General features: G+C 70.1%; 16 protein-coding genes. 14 read left to right on the forward strand and 2 right to left on the reverse strand.

Annotated elements, in window-relative coordinates; genetic code table 11:
- Positions 1-144 (forward strand): hypothetical protein, encoded by a 144-nt coding sequence (locus ACN28I_RS10930; protein WP_420942005.1) that lies wholly within the window; start codon positions 1-3, stop codon positions 142-144.
- 81 nt (positions 145-225) lie between these two features.
- Here the strand turns inward: ACN28I_RS10930 and ACN28I_RS10935 are convergent, their stop codons facing one another.
- Complete coding sequence (locus ACN28I_RS10935) at positions 226-2,307, reverse strand: peptidoglycan-binding protein (RefSeq protein WP_420942006.1); 2,082 nt, start codon at positions 2,305-2,307, stop codon at positions 226-228.
- A 157-nt stretch (positions 2,308-2,464) separates the two neighbouring features.
- On the opposite strand from ACN28I_RS10935, the gene ACN28I_RS10940 reads away from it, so the two are divergent.
- The 13 genes from ACN28I_RS10940 to ACN28I_RS11000 all read left to right on the forward strand — a co-directional run bounded on the left by ACN28I_RS10940 (position 2,465) and on the right by ACN28I_RS11000 (position 15,462).
- Positions 2,465-3,523, forward strand: coding sequence for a hypothetical protein (locus ACN28I_RS10940; RefSeq protein WP_420942007.1), 1,059 nt, complete (start codon positions 2,465-2,467; stop codon positions 3,521-3,523).
- Positions 3,524-3,551: 28 nt separating this feature from the next.
- Complete coding sequence (gene tpx, locus ACN28I_RS10945) at positions 3,552-4,043, forward strand: thiol peroxidase (RefSeq protein ID WP_420942008.1); 492 nt, start codon at positions 3,552-3,554, stop codon at positions 4,041-4,043.
- Between the two features lie 81 nt (positions 4,044-4,124).
- Positions 4,125-4,970, forward strand: a complete 846-nt coding sequence (locus tag ACN28I_RS10950; RefSeq protein ID WP_420942009.1) for a class I SAM-dependent methyltransferase — start codon at positions 4,125-4,127, stop codon at positions 4,968-4,970.
- Between the two features lie 8 nt (positions 4,971-4,978).
- Positions 4,979-5,206, forward strand: coding sequence for a hypothetical protein (locus tag ACN28I_RS10955; protein ID WP_420942010.1), 228 nt, complete (start codon positions 4,979-4,981; stop codon positions 5,204-5,206).
- A gap of 140 nt (positions 5,207-5,346) precedes the next feature.
- Positions 5,347-6,792, forward strand: a complete 1,446-nt coding sequence (locus ACN28I_RS10960; protein WP_420942011.1) for an MATE family efflux transporter — start codon at positions 5,347-5,349, stop codon at positions 6,790-6,792.
- Positions 6,793-7,043: 251 nt separating this feature from the next.
- Positions 7,044-8,216 carry an inositol-3-phosphate synthase gene (locus ACN28I_RS10965; protein ID WP_420942012.1) on the forward strand — a complete coding sequence of 391 codons (1,173 nt, stop codon included), beginning with the start codon at positions 7,044-7,046 and terminating at the stop codon, positions 8,214-8,216.
- Between the two features lie 166 nt (positions 8,217-8,382).
- Positions 8,383-9,153 carry a hypothetical protein gene (locus tag ACN28I_RS10970; protein ID WP_420942013.1) on the forward strand — a complete coding sequence of 257 codons (771 nt, stop codon included), beginning with the start codon at positions 8,383-8,385 and terminating at the stop codon, positions 9,151-9,153.
- Between the two features lie 44 nt (positions 9,154-9,197).
- Positions 9,198-10,235 carry a Gfo/Idh/MocA family protein gene (locus ACN28I_RS10975; protein ID WP_420942014.1) on the forward strand — a complete coding sequence of 346 codons (1,038 nt, stop codon included), beginning with the start codon at positions 9,198-9,200 and terminating at the stop codon, positions 10,233-10,235.
- Positions 10,226-11,059: a hypothetical protein gene (locus tag ACN28I_RS10980; protein WP_420942015.1), complete on the forward strand. Its 834-nt coding sequence runs from the start codon at positions 10,226-10,228 to the stop codon at positions 11,057-11,059. Before ACN28I_RS10975 ends, ACN28I_RS10980 begins: the two co-directional genes overlap by 10 nt.
- The gene (locus ACN28I_RS10985; protein WP_420942016.1) at positions 11,056-12,531 is read left to right on the forward strand and encodes a YcaO-like family protein; all 1,476 of its coding nucleotides are present in this window, start codon (positions 11,056-11,058) and stop codon (positions 12,529-12,531) included. Before ACN28I_RS10980 ends, ACN28I_RS10985 begins: the two co-directional genes overlap by 4 nt.
- Positions 12,528-13,394 (forward strand): sugar phosphate isomerase/epimerase family protein, encoded by an 867-nt coding sequence (locus ACN28I_RS10990; RefSeq protein WP_420942017.1) that lies wholly within the window; start codon positions 12,528-12,530, stop codon positions 13,392-13,394. Before ACN28I_RS10985 ends, ACN28I_RS10990 begins: the two co-directional genes overlap by 4 nt.
- Complete coding sequence (locus tag ACN28I_RS10995; protein ID WP_420942018.1) at positions 13,391-14,677, forward strand: glycosyltransferase family 4 protein; 1,287 nt, start codon at positions 13,391-13,393, stop codon at positions 14,675-14,677. The genes ACN28I_RS10990 and ACN28I_RS10995 overlap by 4 nt, the downstream gene beginning before the upstream one ends.
- Entirely contained in the window at positions 14,674-15,462 is a 789-nt protein-coding gene (locus ACN28I_RS11000; RefSeq protein WP_420942019.1) for a PIG-L deacetylase family protein, read from the forward strand. Before ACN28I_RS10995 ends, ACN28I_RS11000 begins: the two co-directional genes overlap by 4 nt.
- A 60-nt stretch (positions 15,463-15,522) precedes the next feature.
- Here ACN28I_RS11000 and ACN28I_RS11005 read toward each other — a convergent pair whose 3' ends face one another.
- The gene (locus ACN28I_RS11005) at positions 15,523-16,275 is read right to left on the reverse strand and encodes a hypothetical protein (protein WP_420942020.1); all 753 of its coding nucleotides are present in this window, start codon (positions 16,273-16,275) and stop codon (positions 15,523-15,525) included.
- Positions 16,276-16,394: the final 119 nt, after the last annotated feature.

The raw sequence follows: 16,394 nt of genomic DNA on the forward strand, positions 1-16,394 counted from the left end.
TTGCTCGAGGAGGACGAGCTGGTCGGCATCTCCGGCGGGAAGCGGCCCGCGGACTACTCCGTCGACACCCTCCGCTGCGCCGCGCCCACGGTCCTCGACTGTCCGCGGACGATCTGCTCGTGCGGCATCGTCGCCTGCGTGTAGCGGTGGGCTGAAGCCGGAGCTCCAGGAAGGTCCCCGCGCGCCGTGCACGGGGACCTTCGGAGCACCTGGGCTCCATCCAGCTCAGCTCACCTTCTTCATCTTCAGGGCGCTCAGCCACTGGCGGGCATACCCCGCGCCCTCATCGGCCCTGTCCGAGCCGTTGATGATGGCACGGGCCCCGCGGAAATCGACGCGCGAGGCATTGATATAGGTGGAGAGCGACGCGCCCGTGAAGATGCCTTTCTTCATGCCATGCACCAGCACGAAGAGCGCCACGTCCGGCCGCAAGGCGAGGTCCGGATTGTTCACCAGGTCCGCGCCCAGGAGCTTGGTGTATTTCTCGTAGTTCTCCTTCCACGTGAGCTGCACGTAGCCACGCCCGTAGTAGGGGTAGTAGCGCAGATTCTTCCTGCGGTACGCCTCGGCCTTCGCGCCCAGGTAGTCCGCCTCCTTGACGGGCTGGAAGTGGCGCGTCTCCAGCTCCACGGTGGCGAGGACGTAGGCGATCTGCTCCACCATCGTCACGCCCTGCCGGAGGCACTCGGCGTGGATGGCCTTCACCGTCCCCGCGCGGTCCGCGCCCGCGAAGGCGGGCAGGGGCGAATTGGCGGGGACCTTGCCTCCCTTCTTGTCTTGCGCGGGCTTGAGGACGACGATCTTCGTGGACGAGGTCCCGTTGGTTTTCGGGGTGATGCCCGGGCTCTTGTTGTCCGCCACACGGGCCGCGGGGCCCCGGCTGAAGGTGACGGCATTGCCGACCGTGCGGTACTTCGTTCCGTACTTGCTGGCGACGTCGGCCTCGAGCCTGCCATCCGCCATCCGGTGCAGCGTGATCATCCTGCCGAGGGCGGGATCGCTTGCCCGGTACTGCTTGTCCGCGGTGCGGCCCGTGACGAGGAACCAGTGGTCGCCCGTCCCATCGTATTTTCCTTCCCGCTTCCCCGCGCTGTTCTTGGTGACGTAGTCGACGTGGACGATCACCGGCCGGCCGGCGGCGAGCTCCTGGTCGATCTTGTCCGCCGTGAAGCCGGTGTGGCGGAAGAGATCCACCTGCGGAGTGACCAGCGTCCCCATCAGGTCCCACGACAGGATGTCGCCTCCGGGCCCGAAGCCGTTCTTGCTCTTCATGAACGTGGCCATCTCGTCCGGGGTGATCGTCTTACCGGTGATGCCGCTGAGCGCCATGGTGACGGCCGTCATGGCACAGCCAATGGCGCTGACGGTCCTCCCGGACTGACTGGCGATGACGATGCTGCTCCAGTCCTCGCTGCGGCCGGTGGTCTCGTCATAGCCCTGGGCATAGACGGGGTAGCCATCCTGGCTGGGGAAGGTGCGGCCATTCTTGACGAACCCGATGTGGCTCACCTGGGCGGGCTGCTGCTCGATCGGGCGCTGCTGGACCGGCTTTTTCGGAGTCTTCGGGGCCATGAAGGCCTTGAGCGCCTTCCAAGTCATGGGACCCACGATTCCATCCGGCGTCAGCTTCTGTGACTTCTGCCAGTGGATGACCGTCGCTTCCGTGATGGCGCCGAAGTAGCCATCGGCACGCACGCCCAGCGCGTCCTGGACCCATTTGACGTCATTGCCCGCGCTGCCCTCCTTGATGATACGGGCCCCCGGTTCGACGCCTTCCTTGTACTTCTCGAACCTGGACGCCGTCTTCTGCCCACCATGGGGGGTGTTGTTGCTCTGGTCCTTGGAAACGCCCACGTCCTTGACGACGACCATCCCCTTCGACAGCCCCCACGTCGCCGTCGAATCGTACGAGGCCTTGTCGGAATTCACGGAGATGTGGGCGTGCTTCGTATGCCCATTCGTGCCGTCGTAGGGGATGGGAGTCCACGCGCTGACGCCCAGCTTGTCGTAGGACCGCCATATCTTCCAATTCCAGATGATGTATTTGATCCGAGGGTCGCGGCGCTTGACCAGGTGCGCCACGATCTTGTCCATGTCCGCGCCATGCGCGGGATCATGCGTGAAGTCGCGCGCGGTCACGACTCCCAAGCCCCCATCGTCGACCCAGGGGTTGTGGTCGCTCTTCCGCGAGGCGTGAGCAGCGTCTCCAATGGCTCCGTCACTCAGCGTGCTGCGCTTGGGAGCATGGCTGTTCAACTCCGCCAGGAGTTGCTCCAGGGCCTTGGCGACCCTCCATTTCTTGGACATGTGCTTCGCCTCCTTCGCTGCTCGCTCTGCAACCTCCATTCTCGCGCATTCGCACAGGAGGATCCAACAGGGGGTGTCCGCTCGCGAGAGCCCCTTCTGACCGGCACCGTGCGTGTTAGTCTCCCCGGCCCTTTCCCTCCGGAGGCCCAGGAGTTCCATGCCCCTGCTTCGCTGGTCTCGTCCGTTGCTCGCCGCCGTCCTTGTCCTGGCGGGTTGCAAGTCGAACCCTCCCGCTCCCGCCGCCACGGCCCCGGGTGCCACCACCGCGCCCGCTGCCAACAAGGCGCCTCCCCCGGCGCCCGCGTCCGGGTCCGCGCTCTCGTATCTCAAGCCCGTGGACGCCCAACGTTGCGAGTGGGTGCGGCAACCACTGCCCTCCGGTGAACCCACCGTCTTCGCCTTCGATGCGGCGTGTGACGAGTCCCAGCTTTCCTGGAGCCCGGATGGCACCGCGGGGCTGGTGTTCAACCCCGCCATGGGAGATCGCACCCAGCCACGCGTCTGGCGGGTGGACTTTCCCGCGAAGAGCGTCAAGCCGGTGGACCTGAAGGGGCTGCTCACCCTGCTGGGAGGACAGGGCTCCGACACGCCGCGCATCCACAAGGTGGCCTTCGATGCCCAGGGCCGCCTGCTGGCGCTCGTCTCCGACGTCCCGGTGGAGGACGAGGGCACGCGGGGGCAGGCGCTCGCGTTCCAGCAGGAGGGGGCGGACTGGAAGCGCATCGAGTCGAAGCCGGCCTCCTTCGAGTCGGAGGGAAGCGCCGGAGTCAACGTGCTCGACGCCGCCAAGGCGCTGCCCGACCAGACGCTCTCCCTGTTCGGAGACCTGCCCGGACAAGAGGCCCCGGAGGCCGCCGCGAAGAAGCTGGACGCCGCCCTGCCGGGGCAGAAGCAGGCGATGGTTGGCAATTGGATGGCCCTGCCCACGCCAGGAGGGGCGCTGTACTACTGGACCGCCCAGGATCCGGAAGACGACTCCCGCTACCCCTCCGTCCCGGTGCGCTGGGAACAAGACGGGAAGCTGGTGGAGCTCGAGGGGCTGACGGCCAGACCGGGCGAGCGCCTCGGCTTCCAGGTGCGCGGTGGGATGCTGCTCGTCTTCGTCCTGGGAGAGACGCGCTCGGCCCATGTGTTCGATCCCCGGACGAAGAAGAGCCTCGTGGCGGTCAAGAACATCGATTCCGCGACCTTGTGGCCCGAACCCTCCAAGCCGTAACCCCCTCCACCTCGAAGGAGACGCACTCATGGCCAAGATCACCCTGAAGGGAAACCCGGTCCAGACCGGGGGCAACCTGCCCGCCGTGGGCACCCAGGCGCCGGACGCCACGCTCACCGGCGTCGACCTCGCCGACAAGAAGCTCTCGTCCATTCCGGGCAAGCGCGTGCTCAACATCTTCCCCAGCATCGACACCGGGGTCTGCGCGACGTCCGTGCGCACCTTCAACAAGCGCGCGACCGAGAAGCCCGACGTCACCGTCATCAACGTCTCGATGGACCTGCCGTTCGCCCTCAAGCGCTTCTGCGGCGCCGAGGGCATCGAGAAGGCGCTCACCTTCTCCGGCTTCCGCGGCGACTTCGGCAAGCAGTACGGCGTGACCATCCAGGACGGGGGCCTCGCCGGCCTCTACTCGCGCGCGGTCGTCGTGCTCGATGAGAACGGCAAGATCCTCCACACCGAGCAGGTGCCCGAGATCGGCCAGGAGCCGGACTACGACGCGGCCCTCGCGAAGCTGTAGCCCGGCACCCGTCCAGCGGAGGCTCCACGGAAGTCCGTGGGAGCCTTCCGCTTCATGTCCCCTCACCGCCTGGCGACTCCCATGACAACCCCCGCCCCGCCGCCGCAGACCATCTGGGCCGAGCGTGTCGCGCTGGTCCGCCGCTACCACGACATGGAGTCCCGTCTCACGGCGTCCGTCAGCGAGCGGATGCTGGACCTCGCCTGCCTCCAGCCGGGCATGAGGGTGCTCGATGTGGCCTCGGGCATGGGCGAGCCGTCCCTGCGCGCCGCGCAACGGGTGGGCCCCTCCGGCTTCGTGCTGGGAACGGACCTGGTCGACGGCATGCTCGACGCCGCGCGGGAGCAGGCACGGGCGCTGGCCCTCACGAACATCGAGTTCCGTGCCGCGGATGCGGAGACGCTCGAGCTGCCCGAGCAGTCCTTCGATGCGGCCACCGTGCGCTGGGGGTTGATGGCCATGCCCCGGCCCGAGCGCGCGCTCGAGCGGATGTGGCGGGCACTCCACCCTTCCAGACTCCTGGTGTGCGCGACCTGGGCGGGGCCCGAGCAGGTCGAGTACGCGTCCCTGCCGCGCAGGACCATGGCCCGCTACCGGCCGCTGCCCCCCGTCGAGCCCGATGCCCCGGGGGTGTTCCGCTTCTCCGACCCCGAGCACCTGCGCACGGTGTTGGCGCGCGGCGGGTTCACGGCAGAGCACGTCGAGTCGATGCACATCCCCGTGGTGGAAGCCGAGGATGGTTCGGGCATCGTGCGTTGGATTCGCTCGTTCGGAGGCCCCGTGGCGAAGCTCGCGGCCGAGTTGCCGCCGGAGGAGCAGCGGGCCTGGGAAGAGGATGTGGTCCGCGAATGCGAGCCCTACCGGACGGGCGGGAAGGTGCAGCTCGGCGGAGTGACGTGGCTCGTCGTGGCCAGGCGGACGGCGTAGAACCCTGGATGTCATGGGCTAAGGACTTCGTCTACGTGGACGTGAGCCTCGACGGAGGCGCCTGGACGCCGCTCACGGCCAGGCCCTACACGGGCAACCTGTCGTGGGCGGTGCGCTCGCTGAACCTGCCGCTCTCGGGCCGCTCGACGCTGCGCCTCCGCTTCCGCTTCGAGTCCAACAACACCAAGCACTTCGACGGCGTGTACGTGGACGACATCATCATCCAGTCGCCCTGACGCCGGGGGCAGGTGCCCCGTCCTGGCGGCCTCCCACCCTGGCTGCCAGGCGGGCCTCGCCGGGGGGTGGATGAAGAACGCGGCTGTACCCGTTCCCTGGCGTCCCCTACCCGGGTTCGGAGCGAGCCGCTTTTCATTCCATGTCGCAGCCCACCACACCTGAGTTCCTCACGCCCGCCTCCTCCCCTTCCATCGAGGAAGGCAAGGGATGGCTTCCCGTGCTGTGGGATGCCGTGCGCGGCGTCAAGCACGACCTCACCACCGGCTCCGTGGATCGCGCCCTGTTGCTGCTGTCGGTGCCCATGGTGCTGGAGATGGTGATGGAGTCCATCTTCGCCCTGGTGGACGTCTTCTTCGTCTCGCGGCTGGGCGCGGAGGCCGTGGCCACCGTGGGCATGACCGAGTCCATCCTCACGTGCATCCAGACGCTGCCCATGGGCCTGTCCATCGGAGCCACGGCCCTGGTGTCCCGGCGCATCGGTGAAAAGGATCCCGAGCGCGCGGCGAGCGCGGCCATGCAGGCCCTGTGGCTCGGACTGTTGCTGGCGCTGCCCGTGGCGGTGGGAGGCATCCTGTTCGCGCGCCCGCTGCTCTCGGTGCTCGGGGCCTCGCCCTGGGTGGTGGAGCACGGCGCGGCCTACACGCGGGTGATGCTGGGCAGCACGCTCGTCATCACGCTGCTGTTCCTCATCAGCGCCATCCTCCGGGGTGCCGGAGACGCCGCCACCTCCATGCGCGCGTTGTGGCTGGCCAACGCCATCAACATCGTGCTCGCCCCCTGCCTCATCTTCGGCGTGGGCCCGCTGCCCGAGCTGGGGGTGCTCGGCGCGGCGGTGGCCACCACCTTCGGGCGCTCGGTGGGCGTGCTCTACCAGGTCCACGGGCTGATGCGCGGCGGCGGCCGGCTCGTCATCCGGCGCCGACACCTGCGGCTGGAACCCGCCACCCTGCTCGCCCTGCTGCGGCTGTCGGGCAGTGCCCTCCTCCAATCCCTGCTCGTCATGTCCAGCTGGCTGGTGTTGATGCGGCTCGTCTCCAGCTTCGGCAGCGCGGCGATGGCCGGCTACACCATCGCCATGCGCATCCTCCTCTTCGCCCAGCAGCCCTCGTGGGGCCTGAGCCACGCCGCGGGCACGCTGGTGGGCCAGAGCCTGGGCGCCAGGGATCCGGAGCGGGCCGAGCTCGCGGCTTGGCGGGCCAGCTTTCATACCCTGTTCCTGCTGGGGGCGATGGCCCTCGGCTTCCTGGTGTTCGCCGAGCCGCTCGTGCGGGCCTTCACCACGGAGGCCGACGTGGTCCTGCACGCCACGCGCTGCCTGCGAATCGTGAGCTGCAGCATGATCTTCTACGCCTTTGGGACGGTCCTCCCGCATGCCTTCAATGGCGCGGGGGACACCACCACGCCCACCCTCATCAACCTGCTCTGCTCCTGGCTGCTGCAGCTGCCCCTGGCCTACTTCCTCTCCAAGACGCTGGGGCTCGGCCCTTCCGGCGTCTTCCTGGCCATCGCCTTCGGCTATTGCGCGCTCGGCACGCTGAGCGCCGTCTTCTTCCGGCGTGGCCGGTGGAAGGCGCGCACGCTCTAATCCGTCCAATCCCTCGCACCTTCCGGAGCCCGCCGCGAAACCCGTTCGCGGCGGGCTCTTTTTCATCCTCCGGACGCCAGTCTCGTCCTTCGGGACATTCGGCTTTTCCGGCCTTGAATAGGCTTTGTCCCATGATGACTCATTGTGTGGGTTCGAGAGAGCGCGAGCCCGACACGCGTCACACGTGAGGGGAGTCGTCAGGCATGTACGGGGATCGTCTGGGGATTGCGGTCGTGGGGATGGGTGGGGCCGTGGCGACCACCGCTATCGCGGGAATGGAGCTGCTCAAGCGGGGCGTGGTGGACACCACGGGCCTGCCGCTGGCCGGAGTGAAGGGCACGGGTCTGGTGGACTACGGGGCCCTGACCTTCGGGGGCTGGGATCTGTACGATGATGATCTGGCCAAGGCCGCGCGCACGCATGGCGTGTTGACCGACAGCCAGTTCCAGGCGGTGGAGCCCGTGCTGTCGAAGCTGCGGCCCTGGCCCGCCGTGTCCAACCGGAACTTCTGCCGCAACATGGTGGGCTCATCCAACAAGAAGATGAGCGGGCTGCGTGCGCAGGTGGAGGCCATCCATCAGGACCTGGAGCGCTTCCAGCGCGAGCAGCAGTTGGACCGGGTGGTGATGATCAACTGCGCCTCGACCGAGCGTCCGGTGAACACGGCCCTGCCGCAGTTCGCCACGCCGGAGGCCTTCGAGGCGGCGCTCGACATCAATGATCCGGAGATCAGCCCGGCCATGCTCTACGCCTACGCGGCCGTCTCGCGAGGCATCCCCTTCGCCAACTTCACGCCGAGCGTCGCCGCCGACGTGCCGGCGCTGCTGGAGCTGGCGCGGCGCAACGGCGCGCCCGTGGCGGGCAAGGATGGGAAGACGGGCCAGACGCTGCTCAAGACGGTGCTGGCTCCGGCCCTGAGGGATCGCGCGCTGTACGTGTCCGGCTGGTACTCCACCAACATCCTGGGCAACCGGGACGGCGAGGCCCTCAACGATCCGGCCTCGAAGGCCTCGAAGATCGACACCAAGGGTGCCGTGCTGGACAGCATCCTCGGCTACAAGGTCCAGGATCACATCGTTCAAATCCAGTACTACCGGCCGCGCGGCGACAACAAGGAGGCGTGGGACAACATCGACGTCCTCGGCTTCCTCGGCCAGCCCATGCAGCTCAAGATCAACTTCCTGTGCAAGGACTCCATCCTGGCCGCGCCGCTGGTGGTGGAGCTGGCGCGCACGCTGGACCTGGCCAAGCGCCGCGGCGAGGGCGGAGTCGTCGAGGCCCTGGGTTGCTTCTTCAAGGCGCCCATGACGCAGGACGGCCGCACGCCCGAGCACGCCATGCCCGAGCAGCAGCGGCGCCTCATGAAATGGCTGTCCGCCGGGAGTGTGCGGCCCGTCGTCGGCAACGAGCTGCTCCGGGGCTAGCCCATGAATGCCTCCGTTCCGGACACGGCCACGGTCCCGGACCGCCTGGCCACGCTGCGCCCGCTGTTGGGGGAGCTGATGGACCTCAAGCGGGTCCGCACCGCCGACCACCTGGACGGCCTGGCGGCGCGAGGATTCCGGCGGGCCTGGGCGGCGCTCGTCGCGGGTGCCGATCCCGAGGCCCTGGCGCTGCGCGAGACAGCGCTCGCCCTGGTCGCGGTACGGCTCGGAGGCATCGACGCCGAGGTCCTCCACCGGGCCGGTCTGCCGTCTCCTCGCGCGTTGGAGGCTCCTCCACCGCGCGCTGGATGCGGCGGCCGGTCCCCTGGAGCCGGGCCTCCGGGAGCGGCTGCACGCCGCGCTCGCGGAGCCGCTCGGCACCGAGGACACCGCCCCTCCCCCCTTCGTGGAGCGGCTGGTGCGCCAGCCACGCGCCGGGGCCACGCTCCCCGGCCGTCCCCGCATCCTCCTGGAGCCCGCGGAGAGCCACGCGGACCACTGCTACGCCGTCGCCGTCGGGGCGGTGCTCGTGGCCCCTCTCTTCGGCGCCAGCCCCGCTCAGCCCTTCGTGGCGGGGTTGAGCCACCACCTCTTCAACGTGGTGCTGCCGGACGCGGGCTACGCCGGAGACGTGCTGCTCGGTGACGCGGTGGGGCCCATGGCGGAGCGGCTCACCGAGGAGGTGCTGGCCACGCTGCCCGCGGGACCGGCCGCGCGCATCCGGGAAGCCCGGCGCGTGCTTCCACACACCGGCACGCCGGAGGCCCGCGCCTTCCACGCCGCCGACGTGCTGGACCGGGTGTTGGAGATGGATTTCCACGCCCGTGCCGCTGGCTTCACCCTCCGCCATGCGCTGGAGGACCTGGAGCTGGTCCACGACGGGCCCATGCAGTCCTACGAGAACGCGGTGCTGGCCGCGGCGGGCATTCAGGCCTGACCGCGGCCGCCGTGGAAAACGACAGTCCTGGGAGAGGTGTCCTCATGGAACGAGCGTTCCATCGCTCGCGGCGGCTCGGATGGGCCATCGTGGGCTGTGGCTGGGTGGCCCGCGACTACGTGGCACCGGCCTTGTTGGAGGCGGGCAATGCCCGGCTGGTGGCCCTGTGCGATCCGGACCCGGAGTCGCTGGCGCGCATGCCCGGTGACGGCGCGGCCCGGTACACGCGGCTGGAGGAGCTGCTGGCGAATCCGGAGGTGGAGGCCGTCTACGTGGCCACGCCCAACCACGTGCACGAGAAGGTGACAGTGGCCTGCGCCGCCGCCGGCAAGCACGTGCTGTGCGAGAAGCCCATGGCCATCCGTCCCGAGGAAGGGACTCGCATGGTGGAGGCGTGCCGGCGCGCGGGCGTCCAGTACGCCACCGCGTTCGACCAGCGCCACCACGCCGCCCACCGCAAGCTGCGCACCCTGGTGCGCGAGGGCGTGCTCGGCACCATCACCCAGGCGCGCATCCACTACGCCTGCTGGCTGCCGCGCGACTGGGCGCCGCGCAACTGGCGCATCGATCCGCACCAGGCCGGAGGCGGCGCGATGATCGATCTGGCGCCCCATGGAATCGATCTGCTGGAGGTGCTGCTGGAGGACGAGTGGACGTCCCTCACGGCCCTGATGCAGCGGCGCGTACACGACTACCCGGTGGATGACGGCGCCATCCTCATGGGGAGGTTCCGCGGCGGCGCCCTGGGGCTGCTCCAGGTGGCCTACAACTGCCCGGACAACTACCCGCGCCGCACCCTGGAGCTGATCGGCACCCGGGCCCGCGCGCTGGCCTACAAGACGATGGGCCAGACGCCGGGAGGCTCGCTGACGCTCACGGACGCGGCCACCGGCGTGGAGACGGGGGTGCCCCTCTCCCCCGAAGAGGACCGGAGCCCCTTCCTCCACCAGGCGGAGGCCTTCTCCTCCTGCGTGCTGGAGGGCCGCCCCTACCCCTTCGCTCCCGAGCGGGACGTGCGCCTGCTCTCCCTGCTGAGCCAGGCGTGTGCCCCCCGCTCCTGGGAGGACGCGTCATGCCATTGAGCCGCTACGCCTGCTGCAACTGCGGCTCCTGGCAACCGTGGTTCTCCCACGAGCGCCCGCCGCACTGTCCCATCTGCATGGACGTGCGCAACGCCCTGCCGGAGAACGGCTGGGAGTTCCGCTCCGCCGCCCAGGTGGCGGAGACGCTGGAGACCTCCTGGTACGAGGCGCTGCCGGGAGTGCTCGGCTTCCACTGCACGCCGCCCTTCGGGTTGGGCGGTACCGGCTGGCTGCTGCGGCGGCCCGAGGGCAACGTGGCCTTCGAGGGTGCCCCCTGGTACTCGCGGCGGGCGCTGGAGCACCTCGCCTCGCTGGGGGGCATCCAGGTGCTGTCCGCCTCGCACCCGCACGGCTTCGGCGCGCTGTGGCAGTTGCAGGAGCGGTTCGATCCGCTGCTGGTGCTCCACCGCGACGCGGTGCCCTACACCAAGGCCTTCCAGGTGCGCTGGCCCGTGGACGACGAGCACGAGCTGGCCCCCGGGCTCACCCTTCACTGCGTGGGCGGCCACTACGAGGGCCAGTGCGTGATGTACGACGCGCGCACGCGCTCGCTCTTCTGCGGAGACGTCCTCAAGGTGGAGCTGGACGCCCGGGGCCGGCCGGTGGCGCTCTCGAGTCACAAGGGCTTCCATGCCGCCATCCCCCTGAGCCACGGCGAGCTGCGCCGCTACCGCGCGGTGCTCGAGTGGCTTCCCTTCGAGAACGTCTTTACCCCCTTCGAGTTCGCGCGCGGTGTCACCCGCGCGCACGCGCTGGCCCTGTTCGATCGGTTGCTCGCCGGCATGCCGCACACCCGGCCCATTCCCATGGAGGAGCTGTCATGAGTCTGAAAGCAGCACGAGACGCCTACGCCCGGGCCATGCCGCCCGGAGAGCTGCTGCTGTTCCGGGACGACGCCATCGATCGCGTCGGCATCCCGGTGGTGGCCTCCAGCCTGCGCATGAAGGACGGGCCGTGGATCACCTCCCACGGGTACGGCGCCACCGAGGAGGAGGGCATGGTCAGCGCCATTGGCGAGCTGGCCGAGGAGGTCTTCTCCGAGCGGACCCTGATGACCCTCCCCCGCTTCCACGGCAGCTACAACGAGCTGGTGCGCATGCGGGGCAACGCCGGCGTGGCGGATCCGCTCACGCTGAGCCTGCCGGCCGGCAGCCCCTACCACCCGGACATGCTGCTCACCTGGGTGGAGATGCGGCGGCTGTCCACCGGCGAGCGCGTGCTGGTGCCGGAGGAGTACGTCGCCATCCATCCCAGCCAGCTCCACGGCCGCTCGCCCCTCATCCTCCCCATCACCAACGGCCAGGGCGCCGGACTCACCCGCGAGCAGGCGATGGCCCACGGCCTGCTCGAGCTGCTCCAGCGCGATGGCAATGGCCTGTGCTTCCGCGCGATGGATCAGGGCGTCGTGCTCGACCTGGAGGGGGCGGACCTGTCCCCGGACGTCCGGGCGCTGCTGGAGCGCTACCGCCAGCTCGGCATCGAGGTGATTCCCAAGCTGGCCACCACCGAGTTCGGCCTGGTGAACCTGTACGTGGTGGCGAAGGACCCGAACGTGGGCGATCAGCCCCTGATGGTGACGGCCTGCGGCGAGGCGGCCGATCCGGACCGGAATCGCGCCCTGCGCAAGGCGCTGCTGGAGTACGCCGGCTCGCGGGCGCGCAAGGCCTTCATGCACGGACCGCTGGAGCACGTGGCCCGCGTGGCCCCGCCCGGCTACCTGGAGCAGTTCCTTCCCCAGGTGAACGTGGACCGGGAGGAGCCTCGGGCCCTGTACGGCATGGTGGAGTGGGCCCGCATGTCCGCGGATGCGCTGCGCGCACTGTCGGCCATCACCGTCTCGTGCAAGCGCAAGGTGCGCTTCGCCGACCTCCCCCGGGTCCAGGTCGCCGAGAATCCGGCGGTCCGCTGCCGGCAGGTGGTGGATCCGCTGCACGCCGCCGGCTTCGACATCCTCGTGGCCGACATGTCTCCCGCGGACCACTCCATCCACGTGGTCAAGGTGCTCGTGCCGGGGCTCGAGGTGGAGACAATGACCTACTCCCGCCTCGGCGAGCGGAACGTGGCCCGGTTGATGGCACGCGAGGAGGGGTTGGCGGGACTCGGCACGCCGCCGGAGGGCGCCCGGCCGGTGCTCCTGACGCCCGCCGCCGAGGAGCGGCTGGGAGGACCCGCCTGGTTCAACGTCCGGCTGGCCGAGCAGCGCGTGGGCCGCCTGTACTCGCTCTATCGCGAGCCGGGCCGCCACAGCGTGCAGCAGGTGCTGCACGGCCGCCGTTTCGGGGGAGGTCTGTCATGAGCCTGCGTTTCGCCTACAACACCAACGGCGTCGCCAATCACCGCTTCCAGGACGCGCTGCGGCTCATCGCCGACAGCGGCTACGACGGGGTGGCCCTCACGCTGGATCACCACCACTTCGATCCCTTCGCGTCCCGGCTGGCGCACCGCGCGGGGGTGCTGGCGGGCCAGTTGGAGCGGCTCGGCCTGGGGCTGGTGGTGGAGACGGGCGCGCGCTTCCTGCTGGAGCCGCGGGCCAAGCACGAGCCCACGCTGATCAGCCCGGAGCCGGAGGGCCGCGAGCGCCGGCTCGATTTCCTGAGGAGGGCGGTGGACATCTGCGCCACCTGCCGGGGCGAGGCGGTGTCCTTCTGGGCCGGAGTGCCTCGGCCCGGGGTGGACGCGGAGGCGGCCTGGGGCTGGTTGGTGGACGGGGTGGCCCGGCTGTCCGACTACGCGGCGTCGCGCGGCGTGGTGGCCGCGGTGGAGCCGGAGCCGGGCATGCGGGTGGAGACGGTGGACGACTGGCGCCGCCTGCAGGAGGAGGTGGCGCGGCTGGGCGCTGCGCCCATCCGGCTGGCGCTGGACGTGGGACACCTGATGGTGACGCAGGAGCGGGTGCCGGCGGACGCGGTGCGCGAGCTGGCGCCGGTGCTGGGCACGGTGGCGCTGGAGGACATGAAGCGCGGCGTGCACGAGCACCTGCCCTTCGGCGAGGGAGACCTGGACGTGACCTCGGTGCTGCGGGCGCTGGTGGAGAGCCGCTTCGACCGGCTGGTGTGCGTCGAGCTGTCGCGCGACTCGCACCGCGCGCACACCATGGTGCCCCAGGCCCTCGAGTGGCTGCGGGCCCACCTGCCCTCGGACGCTGAGGTGGCGGCATGAGTGGGAAGAACTCCCTGCGGGTGTGCTTCATCTCCCGGCGCTTCTTCCCGGCCATCTCGGGGATGAGCGTCTACGCCCTCAACCTGGTGCGGGAGCTGGCGGACTGTGGCCACGACGTGACGATGGTCAGCCAGTACCGCAATGACCGGGAGGGCGTCTCGGTCTACGGCGGCGGGCCTCCGCCTCACGTGCCCGGCGTCACGGTGCTGGGCCGCGAGTCCCTGGGCGAGCAGCGCATCGGCGCCGGTCTGCCGGCCAGCTTCGAGCAGGACGTCGAGGACATGGTGGCCACCGTGGAGCGCGAGCACCGGCGGCGGCCGTTCGATCTCCTCCACGCGCAGTACGGCTACCCCTGCGGACTGGCGGCGCTGGAGGCGAGCCGGCGGCTCGGACTGCCCAACGTGGTGTCCATCCAGGGCGGTGACGGCCACTGGGTGGGCACCTGCTGCGGGACGCACAAGCAGGCGATGCTGGCGGTGCTGGGGCACGCCGGGGCGCTGCTGATCGGCAGCCGCTCCTTCGCCGAGGAGGTGCGGGGCCACCATGGGACGCCCCTGGAGCGCTTCACCATCGTGCCGGGCGCCACGGACACGCGCCGCTTCCACCCGCGTGACGAGCCGTCGCTCGGCGCGGTGGGGGACCCTCCGGTGCTGCTCTACCACGGCCGCGTGGACGCGCGGAAAGGCGTGATGGAGCTGCTGGACGCGATGCGGATGCTGGTGCGCAACGGCCGCGAGCTGAAGCTGGTGGTGTCCGGCATCGGCCCGGATCTGGAGGCCGTGCGCCGCCGGGTGGCCGAGCTGGGGCTGGAAGGCCGCGTCGAGCTCACCGGCCATGCCTCCTACGAGAACGCGCCCGCGGTGTACCGGCGAGGCGACGTGTTCGTCTCGCCCACGTACTCGGAGGGCTTCTCCAACACGCTGCTGGAGGCCATGGCCACCGGCCTGCCCATCGTCTCCACGCGGGCGGTGGGCGTGGTGGACTGCCTGGAGGACGGCCGGGACGCGCTGCTCGTACCGCCCCAGGATGCTCGCACGCTGGCGGATGCCATCGCCCGGATGCTGGAGGATCCGGAGCTTCGCCGCCGCCTCGCGCGCACGGCCCTGGCCGAGGTGCGGGAGCTGTACTCGTGGCAGGCGGTGGGCCGGCACATCCAGAAGGTGTACGGCCAGATCACCGGGACGGGCCCCGACACGGGCTGGACGCGGCTGTACGACCCGGCCACCACCGTGGACAGCGCCGATCCCTCCTGCCGCTTCCGGAAGGCTCCGCACCTGCTATGAGCACCGCCCTCTTCCTCTCGCCCCACCTGGACGACGTCGCCTTCTCGTGCGGTGGCACCCTGGCCCGGTTGAAGGCGCGGGGGTGGACGGTGGCCCTCGTCACCGTCTTCACCCGCTCGGTGCCCCACCCCACCGGCTTCGCGCTCGCGTGCCAGACGGACAAGGGCCTCCCTCCGGAGGTGGACTACATGGCCATGCGCCGCGAGGAGGATCGCGACTTCGCGGCGCTGATGGAGGTGGACACGCTGGTGTGGACCGGCCTGCCCGAGGCGCCGCATCGCGGCTATGGCAGCGCGGCGGCCCTCTTCACTCCGCCGCGCGAGGACGATGGCATCGGCGCGGTGGTGGTGGAGCGGCTCGCCCCGCTGGTGGCCGAGCTGAAGCCGGACCTGGTGCTGGCGCCACAGGCCCTGGGCAGCCATGTGGACCACGTGCAGGTGGCGCGGCTGATGCCGTCCCTGGGAGCCTGGGATTCCCGCACCCTGTGGTACCGCGACACGCCCTACGCCGTGCGCCAACCGGGAGCCCGGCCCGATTCAGCGCTGCCCGCGGACCTGAGGCCCCTGGTGGTGGACGTGTCGGCCGAGCTGCGGCGCAAGGTGGCCGGCTGCACCTGCTACCGGACGCAGATCGGCTTCCAGTTCGGCGGGGCCGAGGCCGTGGGCTCCACGCTGGCGGCCTTCCACGAACGCGAGGCGGCGGCCCATGGGCGCACCGGCCATGCGGAGGTGTTCCTCGCGGGAGCCCAGCTCGACTCGGCCCTGCGGGAGGAGCTCATGCCCTGAATCCGCGGCCTACCAGCGTGGCGCACAGCTCTTGGGCAACGGCCAGGGCGCCCACGCCACTCAATGCCCGAGCGACTGGGGCGGTGGTTTCGCGCTGAAGGCGGGCACGTAGCAATCCCCCTGGTGCTCGTGGAGGGAATCCGGGCACGGGGCCTTCAGCCTGTGAGGCATCCAGCACGCGCCGACGAGCTCCACCTCGGTGTGGCGGTTACATGGAGGGCGCTTCTGCCCCTTGTAGGGCTCTTTCGGCAGAGGCCGGGCGAGCACGAATGGCTCATCGGCGGTGGTGTCCGCGAGCAACCTATCGATGGAGGGGGTTGGCTCCAGGGGCGCTGGCGGGGCGCTCGGGGGTTGGGACACGGAAGCCAGACGCACCATCGCGAAGAGCAGGGCGCATACCGTGGCGGCGCTCACCACGCCCAATCCCAGACGCCACTGGAGGCGGGACTCGTGGGTGTCGTCGAAAACGCGAGCCATGCGCCGTACTTCCTCGAGCACACCCTCCAACGTGAGCAGCAGCGACTCCGCTGACTGCCTGTCCTGGGCCCTGGCCCAGTCGGTGTGCTCCACTTCCATGGCGGAGTAGCCCCGTGAGGCCCAGGAGCCGAGGCGCACCCGCCAGTCCTTGCGCGGTGCCGCGCCCTCCTCGGCGGAGTGCTTGCGCACCAGGGCCGTGGCCCCGCTCGTCTCGTGCGTGGCCAGATAGAGTTCCTCCTGGCTGTCGTCGGACTGCTGCACCTGCTCCTGAATCAGGTACGGCCCCAACCGCTCCGGTCCCTCCCCGCTCGCCTCGGACTTCTTCTTCTCGTCCACACGGCCTCCTCGCCGACATCCCCGGCTGCTGGTGGCCGGGGGCTCTTGTTCGCATGGAGCGGGCCCGACTTCCAGGAGGTGCTCGGTGCAGCAGGTGGGGGCCTACCTACAGGAGGACT

The sequence above is a fragment of the Archangium gephyra genome (genome assembly GCF_049060025.1).
In the GTDB taxonomy this organism is placed as follows: Bacteria; Myxococcota; Myxococcia; order Myxococcales; family Myxococcaceae; genus Archangium; species Archangium gephyra_A.

Coding starts and splice junctions, on each gene's coding strand:
- ACN28I_RS11000 (WP_420942019.1), top strand. CDS start 14,674: ATGAGCACCGCCCTCTTCCTCTCGCCCCACCTGGACGACGTCGCCTTC.
- ACN28I_RS10955 (WP_420942010.1), top strand. CDS start 4,979: ATGTCATGGGCTAAGGACTTCGTCTACGTGGACGTGAGCCTCGACGGA.
- ACN28I_RS10990 (WP_420942017.1), top strand. CDS start 12,528: ATGAGCCTGCGTTTCGCCTACAACACCAACGGCGTCGCCAATCACCGC.
- ACN28I_RS10960 (WP_420942011.1), top strand. CDS start 5,347: ATGTCGCAGCCCACCACACCTGAGTTCCTCACGCCCGCCTCCTCCCCT.
- ACN28I_RS10935 (WP_420942006.1), bottom strand. CDS start 2,307: ATGTCCAAGAAATGGAGGGTCGCCAAGGCCCTGGAGCAACTCCTGGCG.
- ACN28I_RS10975 (WP_420942014.1), top strand. CDS start 9,198: ATGGAACGAGCGTTCCATCGCTCGCGGCGGCTCGGATGGGCCATCGTG.
- ACN28I_RS10995 (WP_420942018.1), top strand. CDS start 13,391: ATGAGTGGGAAGAACTCCCTGCGGGTGTGCTTCATCTCCCGGCGCTTC.
- tpx (WP_420942008.1), top strand. CDS start 3,552: ATGGCCAAGATCACCCTGAAGGGAAACCCGGTCCAGACCGGGGGCAAC.
- ACN28I_RS10940 (WP_420942007.1), top strand. CDS start 2,465: ATGCCCCTGCTTCGCTGGTCTCGTCCGTTGCTCGCCGCCGTCCTTGTC.
- ACN28I_RS10950 (WP_420942009.1), top strand. CDS start 4,125: ATGACAACCCCCGCCCCGCCGCCGCAGACCATCTGGGCCGAGCGTGTC.
- ACN28I_RS10980 (WP_420942015.1), top strand. CDS start 10,226: ATGCCATTGAGCCGCTACGCCTGCTGCAACTGCGGCTCCTGGCAACCG.
- ACN28I_RS10985 (WP_420942016.1), top strand. CDS start 11,056: ATGAGTCTGAAAGCAGCACGAGACGCCTACGCCCGGGCCATGCCGCCC.